Below are 15,220 nucleotides of genomic sequence, written 5' to 3'. Positions count from 1 at the left end.
GGCAATCGCCGGACGGCATGACGCGGCTGAAACAGCACGGAGCACACCTGCATGCAGGGTAGCGAGCGGACGAGAATCGGTCCTGTCCTGATGGTGGCGGCCGCAGCCTGCGGCCTCGGTGCGTGCAACACGTCCGCCCCGGTGCTCACGACGGGCTCGATTTCCGGCCACGCAGCGCCGCTGGCGGTCAGCGATGCCGAACGGGATTGCCTGGGCCGCGCCATGTACTTCGAATCGAACCGGAGCGACGCGGGCGGGCTGATCGCGGTCGGCACCGTCGTGATGAACCGGCTGGAGAACGCGATCTTCCCCGGCGGCATCTGCGCGGTGGTCGGCCAGCCCGGACAGTTCGCCGCGGGGGTCCTGACCAAGCCGATGCAGGAGAAAGACCTGCAGAAGGTCGCCGACGCCACCGACGCCGTCCTGGCGGGCGAGCGCCACCCGCAGGTCGGCAAGGCGATGTATTTCCACACCGCCGGGCGGCACTACCCCTACGGCAACATGCATTACGTGGCCGTCGCCGGCGGCAACGCCTTTTACGAGAAGCGCAACACGCGCACGGCCAAGCCTGACATCAAGCCTGACACCAAGCCCGACACGGTGGCGTCCGTCTCCATCCCGACCTTCGCAGCCGCCCCGATACCGGCCGCGCCGTAGCGCGCCGTAGCGCTCCGTAGCGCTCCGTGGCGGATCCTGGTGCGCGGCTCGCGCCACGCGGTTTCGCGTCCGTGGATACCGCTCCGCCCCTCTGTTTCTGCGGGAATTATTGAAGCGGCGCGTAAAGCTGAGGTTGTGGTTTGGCGATCGATCGGGGTATGGCATCGCAATGCCAGACGATGCCGGTTTTGACCGCATGGTGAGAGCCGCCATCCGCACCCACCAGCTGATGTGCTCTCATGGCACGCCTGCGATGCAGCTCCTGTCCCGCCTGCTTCTGATGGAAATCGGCTTCGCGATCGCGGCGCGGCCCGATGACGATCGTGCGGCCAACGACAATCCGGACGAGGCCGACGATTAGGGTGCTCTGAGCCGAGCCGGACCCGGCGCTGACCCGTAACATGGCCCGCCGTAAATTGGTTACCCGCACGGACGATCCGATCGGATGGGCGCAGACGGCACGGTTGGCTTCTGCCAGCCTGCTTCAACCGACGAATGCCGCCCGGAAACCCGGATCCACTGCCCGGCGCGGGGTCGATGACCGCGAATAGGGCGGTGAAACTGTTGATTGCACCGGTCGGCCGAACGTTCGGCATTTACACCGGAGGACAACGGTCTAGCGTGTCGGTCGAAACGACCCACGCGTGACGAATGGTGGACCGATGATCGCCGACCGGGTCGCGCTCGCCGGTGCGCTGCTCCTGCTGACCATCGCACCATCGGCGGCCCAGCTGCGTCGCCCCCTGACGTGCACCGAAGACGCGGCGATCGATTTCGCAACCCCCAGCCTACCGGAGGGCGCGAAGCCGCAACCGCGCAAGGCCCGCACCTTCTCGCTGGTCTCCAGCGGCGGCCTGCTCACCGTGATCTCGGCCGGGCGCTCGGATTATTACGAGTGCCAGCCCGCATCACCGCGGCTGAACGAGCGGGTGCCGCGCAACACGATCAAGTGCCAGAACGGCGTCTACTTCTTCCTGATCGATCTCAACACGCTGAACTTCGTTGAGGCGCAGCTGAACCCCGAGGATCGCACGGAGGTCAAGGTCACTGCCGGACGCTGTCGGGGTCTGTGAGCCCGGCCGGGCTCATCGGCAGAACCGAGCCGCGGCCGGGGTCCATTGCCCGAAGCCCGTCGCGACCATGTTGGTCATCACCCGGCAGATATAGACCTTCTGGGCCGCGTTGTTGTTCGGCCCGGCGTGGTAGCGCGCCACCGCCAGGGTCCAGCTGCCCTCCCGCTGCTTCAGTTCCTTGAGGAACTGGGTCGCGTATTCGACATTCGCATGCGGGTCGATCATGGCCTCGACCGAGCTGAACTTCCCGCCATGGAAATGGTGGTTGATCTGCATGCAGCCGAGATCGATCAGGCGCACGCCACTTTGACGGAGGGCCCCAACTGCACCGGCAAACTGTCCTGGTCCCCTGTCAGGAATGGCCCGAGCGACAGAGCCGACGAGGGTTGTGCAAAGGAAATTGAGGGCGTGACAGGCGCACAGATCGGATACCGCCGCTTGCCCGTCAGTCGCGTTCGAAAGGGGTGGACGCTATCGAGAGGCGGCGCTGTAGGCCGCTCGCGCGATGGCGTTGCTCATTGCATATAGGAAGCTGTGAGGGCGAAGCGTTCCTTAGGCTCATTCACATGGAAGACGATTGCGATTTCGAGCACTCCCCGTTGTCGGGGAAATTCACTCGCGGTGACATCACCGTCGATGTCGAGATCTATCGCACCGCCGGCACGCGGGATGCCTGGCGAATGGAGGTGGTCAGCATATCGGGGGGCTGCACCCGCTGGCATGAGCGCTTCGATACCGAACAGGATGCCTATCGAGCTTTCTTGGCGATGGTGGAGGTGGATGGCCTTGCATCGTTCGCCGGCGCTAAGCCGAAACTGGGGCACTGACTACGAGCTTATCCAGCTCAAACCGCGCTACCTCGCGCTCGTTGAGCTCGATGCCTGTGCGATGCCTCAGGAATTTGGTCAGGCGGTCGAACACGAGTGGCATGGCACTCTCAATGGCGCTGGAACCCACGCAGACCGACGGAACGACCAAGCGCTAGGCCAGGATCTCGCCCACCTAGGCATCCCCGAGCTGGCCGCGTCGCTGTTCGTCGTTTCAGGGACCTACGATATCGTTATCTCGACGTTCTTGCGTAGCTCCGAGCGGCTGTGCCTCTTCCTGGCATGCGCTCGATCTTCGCCGTTGCCTTTCTCGCCATCATTGTCACAGACGCCGCTGCTGAAGAGCCTGCCATCGGGGGGCCTGTCGTAGCCGGTGCGTTCGGCATGAGTGGAGCGGACTATTACGGCGACGTTCGCAGCCACATGCCTTTTACCCGAGAGGCGCCCCCGCATCCGATCGGTATGGTTGATATCGAGCGCGTCCGGGCTGCCCGTCGACGTACGGAGGTCGCCTCGCGACATGCCACGCAGCGTCGACATCAGCCGCATCGCTGACTGGAACAGCTCGCCAGCTAGGCGGATCTAACTACCATCTCGGGCCGAGATACCTCAGCCTCGCCTGCCCAGCCGCGCGGGGCTGTTTCCATGCGCGATCCCGGATCGAGACGATCACCGTATGCCTTGAGCGTGGAAGGCAGTGGCAAGGCGGACCTTTATCATCCCGGACGACCGAGAGACGGTCGCAATTGAGGGCAGACTCTGCCGCGGCACATCTCTGTCCGCGGCAGAGGTAGCAACTCAGGCCGTGCGGCCGTTGGCTTCGCGTTTGGCCTCCCTACGGAACCGGTGCAGCACGAACTCGGTGTAGCCGTTCGGCTGGCTGGCGCCCTCGAAGATGAGCGCCTGCGCGGCCCGGAAGGCCGGCCCGTCGAAGGCCGGCGCCATCGCCCGGTAGGCCGGGTCGCCCGCGTTCTGGCGGTCGACCACGCCGGCCATCCGCCGGAGCGCTTCCTCCACTTGATCCCGGTCGACGATCCCGTGGCGCAGCCAGTTGGCGATGTGCTGGCTGGAGATCCGTAGGGTGGCGCGGTCCTCCATCAGGCCGACCTCGTGGATGTCGGGCACCTTCGAGCAGCCGACGCCCTGGTCGATCCAGCGGACCACGTAGCCCAGGATCCCCTGGCAGTTGTTGTCGAGTTCCTCCCGCACCGCTTCCGGCGCGAACGGACCCTCGGCCAGCGGCAGGGTCAGCATGGCGGCGCGGGTTGCGGGCGCCCGGCCGGCGAGGTCCGCCTGACGGGCGCGGACATCGACCTGATGGTAGTGCAGCGCGTGCAGCGTCGCTGCGGTGGGAGACGGGACCCAGGCGGTGTTGGCGCCGGCCTCCGGATGGGCGCCCTTGGCGTCGAGCATCGCGGCCATCCGGTCGGGGGCGGCCCACATGCCCTTGCCGATCTGGGCGTGGCCCGGCAGACCGCAGGCGAGGCCGGCATCGACGTTGCCGTCCTCGTAGGCCTGGATCCAGGCGGTCGCCTTCATGGCATCCTTGCGGACCACCGGCCCGGCCTCCAGGGAGGTGTGGATCTCGTCGCCGGTCCGGTCGAGGAAGCCGGTGTTGATGAAGAACAGCCGGTCGGAGGCCGCCGCAATCGCCGCCTTGAGGTTGAGCGTCGTGCGCCGCTCCTCGTCCATCACGCCGATTTTGAGCGTCCGCGGCGCCAGCCCGACCAAAGCCTCGACCCGGCCAAACAGCTCCACCGCGAAGGCGACCTCCTCCGGCCCGTGCAGCTTCGGCTTGACCATGTAGGCCGAGCCGGTCCGGCTGTTGCGCCGGGCGCCGTCGAGGTCGTGCCGGGCGATCAGCGCGGTCACCGCCGCGTCGAGGATCGTCTCGGGGATCTCGGCGCCATCGAGGGTGACAGCGTCGGTGTACATGTGGTGGCCGACATGCCGCACCAGCATCAGCGACCGCCCCGGCAGAGTCAGGCTGCCGCCATCGGGGGCCGTGTAGGTCCGGTCTTCCGCGAGACGTCGCTCGACAATGCGGCCGCCCTTGGACAGCTTGGCGACGAGGTCGCCGCGCATCAGGCCGAGCCAGCTCCGGTAGACCGCGACCTTGTCGGCCGAATCCACGGCGGCGACCGAATCCTCCATGTCCATGATGGTCGAGAGGGCTGATTCCAGCACCACGTCGGCGATGCCGGCCGGGTCGGTGCGGCCGATCGGGCTCGTCCGGTCGATGACGATCTCGATGTGCAGGCCGTTGTGGCGCAGCAAGAGCGCGGTCGGCGCCTCAGGCGTGCCGGTATAGCCCGCGAAGGCGGCCGAGCCGGTCGGGCCGGCGCTGCGGCCCGCGCCGAGGTCAACCGCGAGGCGCCCGCCCGTCACGGAGAAGCCGACGGCATCGGCCCAGGAGCCGACGCTGAGCGGCGCGGTCGCGTCGAGGAAGGCCTTGGTCTTGGCCACCACGGCGGCGCCACGGGCCGGGTTGAAGCCTTTGCCGGGCTCAAGGTCGCCGTCCTGCGGGATCGCGTCGGTGCCGTAGAGGGCGTCGTAGAGGCTACCCCAGCGGGCATTGGCGGCGTTGAGCGCGTAGCGGGCGTTCGAGATCGGCACCACGAGCTGCGGGCCGGCGATGTCGGCGATCTCCGCATCCACGTTCTCGGTGGTCACGCGGACGGCGCCGGGTTCCGGCTGGAGGTAGCTGATCCGGGTCAGGTAGGCCGCGTAGGCGGCCGGGTCGTGCGGCTGGCCGCGATGGTCGCGGTGCCAGGAATCGATGTCGGCCTGTAGGCCGTCGCGCCGGTCGAGCAACGCCCGGTTGCGCGGCGCGAGATCCCGCACGACTGCGGCGAAACCCGACCAGAAGGATTCGGCCGAGATCCCGGTTCCGGGCAGCGCCTCCTCGGCCAGGAAGGTGCGGAGGTCCTCCGCGACGACGAGCTTCGACATGGCTGTCTCCTGGGGTGGGGCGCCAGCCGTCAGAATAAATCGAACGGCAGGTGAAAATTATTTGAGTTCCCCTCGGTAGACCCCTTGGCACCCGCGAAAAAGGCGGCAAAACGGATTTGATTCTTTCCGCAGCGTTGAGAATGCACGATCAGAGCGACCTTGAGATCTTCGCCCGTGTGGTCCGCACCGGCAGCCTGACCCAAGTCGGGTCGGAGCTCGGTCTGTCGGTAGCGGTGGTATCAAAGCGGCTGAAGCGCCTGGAGGAGCGGCTCTCCGTGCGCCTGCTGCACCGGACCACCCGCCGCGTCGCCCCGACCGATGTCGGGGAGGCGTTCTTCCAGCGGATCGCCCCGATCGTCGATGCGATCGCGGAGGCCGAAAGCCTCGTGTCGCAGAACGCGAGCAGGGCTCGGGGGACCTTGCGGGTGACGGCGCCGAGTTCCTTCGGGCGGCTGCACATCGTCCCGCATCTGCGGGCCTTCTTCCCCCTGCACCCCGACCTCGTGCTCAACTTGGAGCTGAGCGACGATTTCGAATCGATCGTGGAGCGCGGCTACGACCTCGCGATCCGGGTCGGCGCGCTGGAAAGTTCCGGGCTCACGGCGGTCCGGCTCGCCCCGGTGCGCCGGGTTTTGTGCGCACGGCCGGGTTACCTCGACGCTGCGGGGCGGCCGAAGACCCTCGATGAACTGCGCGGGCATGTCTGCCTCGCCACGGAGAACCAGAACCCGTGGCGGCTGGTCGGGCCGGAGGGGCCCTGCACGGTGGGTGCGTCCGGCCCCCTGCGGACCCATTCCAACGAGGTGGTGCGGGAGGCGGTGCTCGGCGGCCTCGGGATCGCGCTGCGGTCCACCTGGGACGTCCACGCGGCGCTGCGCGACGGCTCGCTGGAGGTGGTGCTACCGGCCTACACGGCGGCGGCCTCGGCGGGCATCTTCGCGGTCTATCCGAGCCGGGCGTTCGTGCCGGCCAAGACCCGGGCGTTCATCGCTTTCCTCAAGCAGGTTTATCGGTCGAGCGAGGCCGGGGCGGCGGTGGAGACCGGGCCCAGCAGGGGCTCATCCTGAAAGCCCTTTCATGGGCGCCCTGCCCCGGTCGAAACGTCGGATCAGGCCCGGTTCGCCATGGCGGCGGCTCCGAGCCCCCACCGGACGAGGTTCTGCACCTCAGGAGACGATTTCGCCTCGGCGTAGCAGCGCAGCTTTTGGTGCGTTCCCCGAAGCCTGGAAAGGGATCGCGCGTCCGCCGTCGAGGCCGATCCGGTTCCCGGCCTGCTGCTCGACATCCTGCGGCATGCCGAACGGCTTCAGGAAAGCGCCCTAGAAGATCGCGTGGCGGATCCGCTCGAAGAAGGCGCCGCTCCGCTTGGCGGCCGTGTTCGGGAGCCGGCAGCTCGCCATTTCGCTGGTGGGACCAGGATCGGCCGCATCAACAATCTCGCTTGAGGAGGTGTTGCGGCATGGAGCGGGCCAGCATCAGGTCGGTGACCAGTCATGCGAGCTTGCTGTTGTAACCCAGAGCGGGCGTGCCTTGGATCGGCGATCGAGAAGGTACTCGCTGTTCAACCGGGATCTGTCCACGGCGCTCGGCCGCCCGTGAGTTCATGGGAGAAGCCGCTCACGCCGCCCTTCGGCGCTCCGGATAGAGCCCGTACAGCCCTTCGGCGCTGGCCTCGCACACGCCGCGCTCGGTGATGATGCCGGTTACCAGCCGCGCTGGCGTCACGTCGAAGGCCGGGTTGGCCACGGGACTGCCCGGCGAGACCACCTCGATCGTGGCGAAGCCGCCATCCGCGAGCCGGCCGGTCATGTGGGTGACCTCGCGTCCGTCGCGCTCCTCGATCAGGATCTCTTTCACGCCATCCTGCAGCGTCCAATCGATCGTCGAGAAAGGCAGCGCCGCGTAGAACGGCACGCCGGTATCGTGGGCAGCCAGCGCCTTCAGGTAGGTGCCGATCTTGTTGCAGACGTCGCCGCGCGCCGTGGTCCGGTCCGAGCCGACGATGCACAGATCGACTTTGCCGTGCTGCATCAGATGGCCGCCGGCATTGTCGGCGATCACCGTGTGAGGCACGCCGTGGCCGTTCAGCTCGAACGCGGTCAGCGCCGCCCCCTGGCTGCGCGGGCGGGTCTCGTCGACCAGAACGTGGACCGGCACGCCCTGCTCGTGGGCGGCGTAGACCGGCGCCAGCGCCGTGCCCCAATCCACGGTGGCGAGCCAGCCGGCGTTGCAGTGGGTCAGTACCGTGATCGGACCGCCACCCTTGGCCTTGTACAGGTCGGCGATGATCCGGCCGCCATGGGCGCCGATCGCACGGCAGCTCGCGACATCCTCCTCGGCGATGCGGCCGGCCTCCGCGAAGGCGCGGTCGAAGCGCTCGCCCGGCTGGACCTGCCGCAGGTTGGCGGCGACCCGGTCCAACGCCCAGCGCAGGTTGATCGCGGTCGGCCGCGTGGCAGCCAGCGCCGCTACAGCCTGCTCGAGGCCCTCGGCGGAGGCATCCGCCCGCATGGCGAGCGCCAACCCGTAGGCCGCCGTGACGCCGATCAGGGGCGCGCCGCGGACGATCATGGTGCGGATCGCCACGGCTGCTTCGTCCAGTGTGGCAAGGCGCTTCAGTTCGAACGCGAAGGGCAGGCGCGTCTGGTCGATCACCTGGACGCTGACGCCGTCCGGGTCCGGGAAGATCGTGCGGTACGGCTGGCCGTCGATGTTCAACTCTGCTGCCTCATTCTCATCCCAGCATCACTGTGCGCCACGCGCTACCCGCAGCGTCATCCATGTCAAGCCTGGATCGAAAGATCGCCGGAAGCGCTGTGAGCTGTGAGGTGCGGCCTATCAGTTCTCCGGAATGCCACCACACGCGCTGATCACAACCCTGACTGGCTCTCCCACGGTCATTACAGCCAGCACGAACCCCCCTGGAGCGAATGGCTCGTAGCCAAGTGTGCCGCCCTGCCGGATCGCCTCGTCGCGCGGCTGCCAGGTGGCCGTATCGAATCCCGGGGGTCGGCTAGGCTGGTAGCACTCGTCCATCGCGGGGGGCTCGCAGCTGGAAGCCCCTAATTGCCCCGAATCCACGTCGGCCCTCACCCAGGCGACCATCGCCTGCCCCATGCCGACGATGATGAAGGGCGAGCCCACCTGGGCGTGCGTAGGAATTTGTCGGTCGATACGAGAACGGCAACGTATCGACCCCATCAGGTGGGGAAATGGCCGGGCGAACGCGCTCTGGCGCTCGCTGCACCAGGGAGAAATACAGGGAGGATTTTCGCGCAGATGATGTTCGATTTACGGTAGAATGGGCGACTGAGCGATCCTTCATGGCTCTCGCGCGCCAAAGCACTGAGTAGAATTACTAATACAAATCGTTTTCTTGTTTTGTTCCAGTCATTTTTGCGCTTGAAACGTCATCCGGGAGGATTTAGCTTTCTGATGCTCGTCATGTCGGCGAGCGCTCACAAGCGACCGATCGCAATCGGTAGCTGTGCTTCACCAAAGTCTAGCAGCGGCGGCAGCCTTCCACATGCCGCAGCGGCTTCGACGATTTCCCTCAGAACACCCGTGCACTGCGCGGGCGGGAATCGTTGATGGTCGTTGCGCGGTTGGGTTGCTTTCGGTCTCCGAAGTGGAGACCTGCAATGTCTATACTGACATCAAAGCTCGCGACTTTATCAGCTCAGCCCAACGCGTTTGCGCTCGATAACGCCCCCCGGGTAGAGATACGGCCGGGAGTTGAGGCACGATACGGCCTCTGCCCGTGCACTACGCTCAAAGCCAATCCAGCCGCCGTCGGCGTTCATCCAAAGCAGCAGATCAAGAAGCTCCGGAGCTCTATCGAGCGGACAGGTCCGCTCGCCCCGGCGGTCGTCGACGAGAACTACGTGATTCTGTCCGGTCACGCGCGAGTTGAGGCCGTCAGCGCGCAATCTGACGCCATACCCATCGTGCAGATCTTCGGATTATCCGAAGCTCAGAAGCGCCTGTTCCTGCTCTCCGACAATCGCATCAGTGAGGATGCGCGGCTCGACCGCGAGCGGCTGGCCGAGCAAATCCCGGAGCTGACCGTCCTTTTCGAAGAGGCGGGCTTCGAGATTTCCGATACGGGCTTCGAGATCGCGGAGCTCGATGCCTTGATTGTCGATTTTTCCGACCAGAATGAGGTCGACGACCCTATCGATTCCACATCGCTGCAAGAGCCAGTCGTCCTTCACCCGGGAGACCTGTTTCAGCTCGGGGAGCATCGTATCGCCGTTGGCGATGCCCGCAATGCGGAATTATTAGACCGACTGCTGGCGGGGACCGCGATCGAGTGTGCGTTTCTCGACGTGCCCTACAACCTGGCGCAGGCCGCGCTCAGCTCGCGCGGTAAGGTACAGCATGCCGATTTCGCGTTCGCGTCCGGGGAGATGGACCAGCAGGAGTACGAGACTTTCCTATCCGCCGCGTTGGGAAACGCAGCACGGGTCTCTGCGCCGGGTGCGGTCCATTTCATCTGTATCGATTGGCGACATGTGCAGAATATGATCGCTGCGGCCTCGAGCATCTACGGCGCCTACCTCAACCTCGTCGTGTGGAACAAAACCAACGCCGGCCAGGGTGGCCTCTATCGCAACCAGCACGAGTTGATCGGCGTGTTCCGGGTCGGACAGGCGCGTCACCTCGACAACGTCCAGATGGGACGGCACGGCCGCAACCGGTCGAATGTCTGGACCTATTCCGGGGCCAATGTTTTTGGCGCTGAGCGGCTGGCAAATCTCGCTACCCATCCGACCGTGAAGCCGGTCCAACTAGTTGCCGACGCTCTGAAGGACGTCACGCGTCTCGGGGCTACGGTACTTGATACGTTCGTAGGCTCCGGGACCACGATCTTGGCCGGCGAGCAGGTCGGCCGCCGCGTGCGTGCGGTCGAGATCGAGCCCCGGTATGCGCAGATTGCAATCCGGCGCTGGGAGCGCATGACCGGGCGTGCGGCGGTCTGCGTCGAGACCGGCGCAACCGTCGACGACTTGCTTCAAACGCGTGGCCAGCCAGCCGCTGAGGGGCCGCATGGCGTAAGGGAGCTGAATGACACGTCGGCAGCGCGCGAAGCTGTAGCATCGGCCGTCCTCCCAGAGGATTCGCCCGCACCGCCTCCGCCGCGTGTCCGCATCCGCACTCGGGTTGCCTGACCGATCGATGGAGTGACTTACCCGGAGTGGCGCCGTTGCCTCTCCGCCGGACCTATGGGCGCAGCTGCGTATCAGCCGGAACGCGGCTGCGCGTTATCATCGTAAGATCTCGGCATAAGCCAAATGGTTCGAGGGGCGGTAATAATCAGCGCAGAATCAGGTATGTGCTTTGAAGTGTCGCAGGTATTCCGGATTGTGAGAGGCCTTTAAAGTTTGTAAGAATGCTATATTGATCCGCGACGGAATATGTTAGAGCCTCAGTTGCGGTTCTTCTGTCTACTTAGAACGCTGAAGCGCATCGCGCAGGCAGCGCTTCAAAGATGTCTTAAGCGCTCCTCGCCCTAAATAGGCGTAATGGGATATCTGTGCCCATGGTCAGAGCTTCATTCAACGTCGATATATCTGAGGACTTGTGATGAATGATGATCAAGACGAAAAAGTCGGCCCCGGTCATCCGCCGCGCAAAAACCGATTTCAGAAAGGAAAATCTGGCAATCCGCGCGGGAGGCCGAAAGGCAAGCTAAATATAAATACGATTGATGATTATTACCACCAAGCATTCTTTGAAGACAGCATTACTATCAATAGCAAAGATGGTCCCGAGCGTGCCAGCGCTTTCGTAGCGATGTTAATGGTCTTGAAAAAGAAAGCCTTGAATGGCGACAGCGCAGCGATCGAAAAAATTTTGGATCGCATCGAACGAAGAGCTGCAGCTACTCCACAGCCAAGCTCAGAAGCAGATCGATTGGAGAATGATGAGGCGGTCTTGCGCCGCTTCATGCGTCTTGGCCCCGCTCGACCTGTTGATATTGAGCCGCCCAACAGCGTCGCGGAGGACGATGATGGTTGATCGGGCTCGCCTCTTGAGGGCACTCCTCCGCCATGAGTTCTCGGCGTTCGTGCATCGGACGTTCCAGGTGCTCGAGCCTGGAACGCCCTACCAGCACAGCTGGCACCACGATCATCTAGCTTGGCAGCTTAAGCGCATCGCGCGCGGCGACATCAAGCGGTTGATCATCAACGTGCCGCCGCGCTCGATGAAATCGATCACCGTCTCGGTCGCATTCTCCGCCTGGTTGCTGGGGCATGTCCCGAGCCGACGGATCATCGCTGTCTCGTACGGGGCCGATCTCGCGAGGAAGCTTTCGCAAGACACGCGCACCGTGATGGAGGGCGCGTGGTTTCGCGAGCTATTTCCCGACTGCGTCCTCGTTCCTGGCCGGCAGCGCGATCTGGAGCTCACCACGACGCTTCGCGGCGGACGACTGGCTGTCGGCCTCGGCGGTGGCCTGACCGGGCGCGGGGCTGATGTCATCCTCATCGACGATCCGATGAAGGCGCTTGCTGCGGTCTCGGCAGCTGAGCGTCGGCGAGTGATTGAGTTCTACGAGGGCACACTGGTCTCGCGCCTAAACGACAAGGCTAAAGGCGCGATAGTCATCGTGATGCAGCGCTTGCATGCCGACGATCTATGCGGGCATCTCCGGGACCGGGAGCCAGACGCTTGGGAGGTCGTTGAGCTTCCCGCGATCGCCGTCCGGGACGAGGGGTTCTGTCTCAGTGACGGGGTAGATGACATCTACTTGCGATCGCGTGGCGAGGTGCTTCAGCCAGAGCGCGAGCCCCTTGACGTGCTTGAAGGTTTGCGTCGCCAACTCGGCGCCCTGACGTTCAGCGCGCAGTACCAACAGGCACCCGTACCCGCCGAGGGCAATGTGATCCGCCGGGATTGGCTGCGCTCCTATACGGATGATGAAGTGCCGGAGACCTTCGAACGCATCGTCGCATCCTGGGATACTGCTTCGACTTTGGGTGAGGCCAGCGACTGGTCTGCGGGCACGGTCTGGGGTGTGATAGGGTTAGACTACTACCTGCTCGATGTCGTCCGCGAACGGCTCGAAGCGCCGGAGTTGCGGCGCGCGATTGTGAGCCTAAGCCGGCATTGGAGTGCGGCCGCGACCTTGATCGAGGATACCGAGCTGGGGCGAGCCCTGCATCAGGATCTGCGTCGCACCGGAGTCTTGTCGACGATTCTGCGTCGCTCACGCTACGACAAGGAGGCTCGGCTGTTGGCGCAGACGGCTCGCTTCGAGGCCGGGCAGGTTCATTTGCCCTCCGAAGCCCCGTGGCTCGCCGACTACATCGCCGAGCTGCTGGCGTTTCCAAACGGTCGGCACGATGATCAGGTCGATAGCACTTCTCAGGCGCTCGATTATCTGACGACGCGCGCGGTGCCGCCGCAGCCCTTGCGGCGTCGCAATCCCGTGCGGCGTGAGATCGAGCGTCGCTGATGTTGGGGCTGCTTGTTCGGTCAGATCTGGATGGCATAGCAGCGGTCATTGGCGGCGTCGTACGCTTGCCTCTGCGCGATCATCCAATCCTCCGTTCGGAGCCATTCTTTGCAGGCATCATCCGGGCAGTTCCACGGTTGATGCTCCCCACAGCCTAGCTGCACCCCCGAATGTCCCGCGTCCCTCCGCGCTCGCAGCGTGAGGGCGACCGTGTTGACCCGCCGCGCCTCTTGGGCTGCCGCAGTGCGAGCGCTCAAGGCTGAACGACCGAGCAGATGGAGCTGCGAGCTCAGGCTGCCGAGATCTCGGGGTCAGGAGTAGACGGTCGGATCACGATTGCTGCGGTCGCAGTCCAAATATGAACGTTGGTCGTGCTCTCGGTCGACGGCGTGGACCCGCACGGCCTTGCCAGGCGCTCGGCAGCCCCCCACGCTGAAGTCAGCGGGTCGAACAGGCTGATAATAAAGGCCGTCAGGCTTGAATTGGGCTGTTCGCCCGACGAAATCGGTGCGGTTTCTAACCCACGCAGCCTCCGCGCGATCCAGTATCCCGACGTATCGACTCGCTTTAGGGGCCGACCTCGCTCCCGGACTGGCGCGGGCCCCGCGAGGCCGACAGCTCGACCTGTCGCCAGCCCATCTCGCAATCGGTCTCTCGAAGTCCTCCCCTCCAGGAACCCCACTACGTGTTCTCCAGGAAGCATTGGTATCGAGGTCATGCGATCTGGCCGCGGTAATTCGCATTGCGGGAGCGGCCGTCGTTTTCTCATAATTCGACTGGACTTATCGGTCGATTGGAGCGGTAATACTCGTGTGGTTGGCCAATTAACCTGCGCGATCGCGACGAGGAGAGCATTAGCGCGGGTCATCCCAATTGCTCTGCCGGTCATGAGTCGTCACCCGGCGATGTGAGCTCCTGCATGTCGTTGGACTGAGGCGCCTTCGCGCAAGCTGTAAAAAGTTTCCGGCGATCACGTCGCCCCGCAAGGTCTCTCCTGGCCATGTGCGGGGCCAGGTCAGTGGCGGGGCTGGTCCCGCCGCTAGCCTGAGGCGCACTGCAGTGAACATCTACACATCAATCCAAACCCATCCTTTGTCGCCCCCGTCCCAGGTGGTTCCAGGACCGGTATCGCCCGGAAGCTCAGCCGCGCGCTGGCGCGTCCCGCGCGCCTCCGCGCTCAAAGCGTGAGGGCGGCTATGTCGAACCGCACAATCTCATGGGCTGCCGCCCTACGCGAACTCAAAGCGGACCGCGCCATCCGCTCTCCAGTTCGCGAGGAGCGCCTGCGCGCGAGCGCGGGCCTGCGCGGCACGCCCCCGCTCGCCATGAGCGTGTGGCGTGGGCATTCGAGCCGGCGCTACGTCGTGGTGGTGCAGCCGCTCGACGCTCCCGATCCGGTCGCCGAGCATCCCGCGGTCGTCCTCGCGGTCGCTCGCGATGAGCGCGGGCAGGCAGGAATTATCGCCGCCCGCGCCTGCGAAGCTGGCGATAGCGGCCTCCTCGGTTGGCTCGCTGCCTGTGCCGGGCTCGGCGCGCGTGAGCTGCACGCTTATCGATTGGCTGAGACGGCGCCTGAGCGCGCGGCGGTCGCGGCCGACCTGACCGGATCGGCTGCTGTAACCGCCACGGGGGTGGCGTGATGGTACGCCGTGAGTTCAGCAAAACGGTGCTGCGCACCGCCCTCGCCCGCGCGGACGGACGCTGTGAGGGCGTGCTGGCGGACGGCAGTCGCTGCCCATGCGCGCTGCAGGCGGGGCGATTTCACTACGATCACATCGTCCCAGCTGCGTTGACGGAGGATGCTTCCCTGGGGAACTGCCAGGTCCTGTGCCGCCCCGGTCATGCAGCCAAGACAGCGGTCGACGTCGGCGTAATCGCGCGGGTGCAACGAATGCGCGACAGGCATGCGGGCATTACCGATCCGCATCGACGAACGTTGCCGGGCGGCAAGGCTAGCCCGGTCAAGCGGTTGATCGGCGGTGGCGTCATCCGCCGCGATACCGGCGAGCGTCTAGATCGAGGCGGGCGGTGACCCGGATGCGGCGCAGCCTCGTCATCACCCGTCCCGATGCCGTGGGCAAGAGTTGGGCTGGCCTGCGCGGTCGGGCGCTAGTGGTTGAGCTCTGACGGTTGAGTCCGTGTGGGGTTTCGGTTTGAGGCCCATCCTGCGAGTCTGGCCGGATGCGCAGTGGCATCTCTTTCACGCTCTCCACCTCGGATCGCCTTCGGCTCGAAGCACTCGTGGCGGA

The 15,220-nt window shown here is 65.1% G+C and carries 13 protein-coding genes and 1 pseudogene; 11 read left to right on the top strand and 3 right to left on the bottom strand.

Annotated features, from left to right (window positions below):
- Positions 1–51: 51 nt before the first annotated feature.
- The 3 genes from MKK63_RS19345 (at position 52) to MKK63_RS19335 (ending at position 1,730) form a co-directional block, all read left to right on the top strand.
- Positions 52–657 (top strand): cell wall hydrolase, encoded by a 606-nt coding sequence (locus tag MKK63_RS19345; protein ID WP_244004647.1) that lies wholly within the window; start codon positions 52–54, stop codon positions 655–657.
- Between the two features lie 169 nt (positions 658–826).
- The gene (locus MKK63_RS19340) at positions 827–1,018 is read left to right on the top strand and encodes a hypothetical protein (RefSeq protein WP_243927252.1); all 192 of its coding nucleotides are present in this window, start codon (positions 827–829) and stop codon (positions 1,016–1,018) included.
- 283 nt (positions 1,019–1,301) lie between these two features.
- Positions 1,302–1,730, top strand: a complete 429-nt coding sequence (locus MKK63_RS19335; protein ID WP_244004645.1) for a hypothetical protein — start codon at positions 1,302–1,304, stop codon at positions 1,728–1,730.
- 12 nt (positions 1,731–1,742) lie between these two features.
- Here the strand turns inward: MKK63_RS19335 and MKK63_RS19330 are convergent.
- A pseudogene (locus MKK63_RS19330) lies at positions 1,743–2,042 on the bottom strand (transglycosylase SLT domain-containing protein); the annotation flags it as partial.
- 254 nt (positions 2,043–2,296) lie between these two features.
- On the opposite strand from MKK63_RS19330, the gene MKK63_RS19325 reads away from it, so the two are divergent.
- On the top strand, positions 2,297–2,557 hold the full coding sequence (locus MKK63_RS19325) for a hypothetical protein (RefSeq protein WP_244004642.1): 261 nt from the start codon (positions 2,297–2,299) through the stop codon (positions 2,555–2,557).
- Positions 2,511–2,927: a hypothetical protein gene (locus MKK63_RS19320; RefSeq protein WP_244004640.1), complete on the top strand. Its 417-nt coding sequence runs from the start codon at positions 2,511–2,513 to the stop codon at positions 2,925–2,927. The genes MKK63_RS19325 and MKK63_RS19320 overlap by 47 nt, the downstream gene beginning before the upstream one ends.
- A gap of 428 nt (positions 2,928–3,355) precedes the next feature.
- Here the strand turns inward: MKK63_RS19320 and MKK63_RS19315 are convergent, their stop codons facing one another.
- Entirely contained in the window at positions 3,356–5,509 is a 2,154-nt protein-coding gene (locus tag MKK63_RS19315) for a malate synthase G (protein WP_244004638.1), read from the bottom strand.
- A gap of 140 nt (positions 5,510–5,649) precedes the next feature.
- Between MKK63_RS19315 and MKK63_RS19310 the strand changes: the two genes are divergently transcribed.
- Entirely contained in the window at positions 5,650–6,576 is a 927-nt protein-coding gene (locus MKK63_RS19310; protein ID WP_244004636.1) for a LysR family transcriptional regulator, read from the top strand.
- Between the two features lie 550 nt (positions 6,577–7,126).
- Here MKK63_RS19310 and mtnA read toward each other — a convergent pair.
- Positions 7,127–8,227, bottom strand: coding sequence for an S-methyl-5-thioribose-1-phosphate isomerase (gene mtnA, locus MKK63_RS19305; protein WP_244004634.1), 1,101 nt, complete (start codon positions 8,225–8,227; stop codon positions 7,127–7,129).
- Positions 8,228–9,150: 923 nt separating this feature from the next.
- Between mtnA and MKK63_RS19300 the strand changes: the two genes are divergently transcribed.
- The 5 genes from MKK63_RS19300 to MKK63_RS19280 all read left to right on the top strand — a co-directional run bounded on the left by MKK63_RS19300 (position 9,151) and on the right by MKK63_RS19280 (position 15,003).
- Positions 9,151–10,680, top strand: coding sequence for a DNA modification methylase (locus MKK63_RS19300; protein WP_244004632.1), 1,530 nt, complete (start codon positions 9,151–9,153; stop codon positions 10,678–10,680).
- Between the two features lie 415 nt (positions 10,681–11,095).
- Complete coding sequence (locus MKK63_RS19295) at positions 11,096–11,530, top strand: DUF5681 domain-containing protein (RefSeq protein ID WP_244004630.1); 435 nt, start codon at positions 11,096–11,098, stop codon at positions 11,528–11,530.
- The gene (terL, locus tag MKK63_RS19290; RefSeq protein ID WP_244004628.1) at positions 11,520–12,971 is read left to right on the top strand and encodes a phage terminase large subunit; all 1,452 of its coding nucleotides are present in this window, start codon (positions 11,520–11,522) and stop codon (positions 12,969–12,971) included. Before MKK63_RS19295 ends, terL begins: the two co-directional genes overlap by 11 nt.
- A gap of 1,196 nt (positions 12,972–14,167) precedes the next feature.
- Positions 14,168–14,611 carry a hypothetical protein gene (locus tag MKK63_RS19285; RefSeq protein WP_244004626.1) on the top strand — a complete coding sequence of 148 codons (444 nt, stop codon included), beginning with the start codon at positions 14,168–14,170 and terminating at the stop codon, positions 14,609–14,611.
- The gene (locus MKK63_RS19280; RefSeq protein ID WP_244004624.1) at positions 14,611–15,003 is read left to right on the top strand and encodes an HNH endonuclease signature motif containing protein; all 393 of its coding nucleotides are present in this window, start codon (positions 14,611–14,613) and stop codon (positions 15,001–15,003) included. The genes MKK63_RS19285 and MKK63_RS19280 overlap by 1 nt, the downstream gene beginning before the upstream one ends.
- Positions 15,004–15,220: the final 217 nt, after the last annotated feature.

Source organism: Methylobacterium sp. J-088, from assembly GCF_022829295.1.
Classification (GTDB): Bacteria; Pseudomonadota; Alphaproteobacteria; order Rhizobiales; family Beijerinckiaceae; genus Methylobacterium.
The sequence above is the reverse complement of the archived record's forward strand: the minus strand, read 5'-3'. Positions and strand labels throughout refer to the sequence as shown.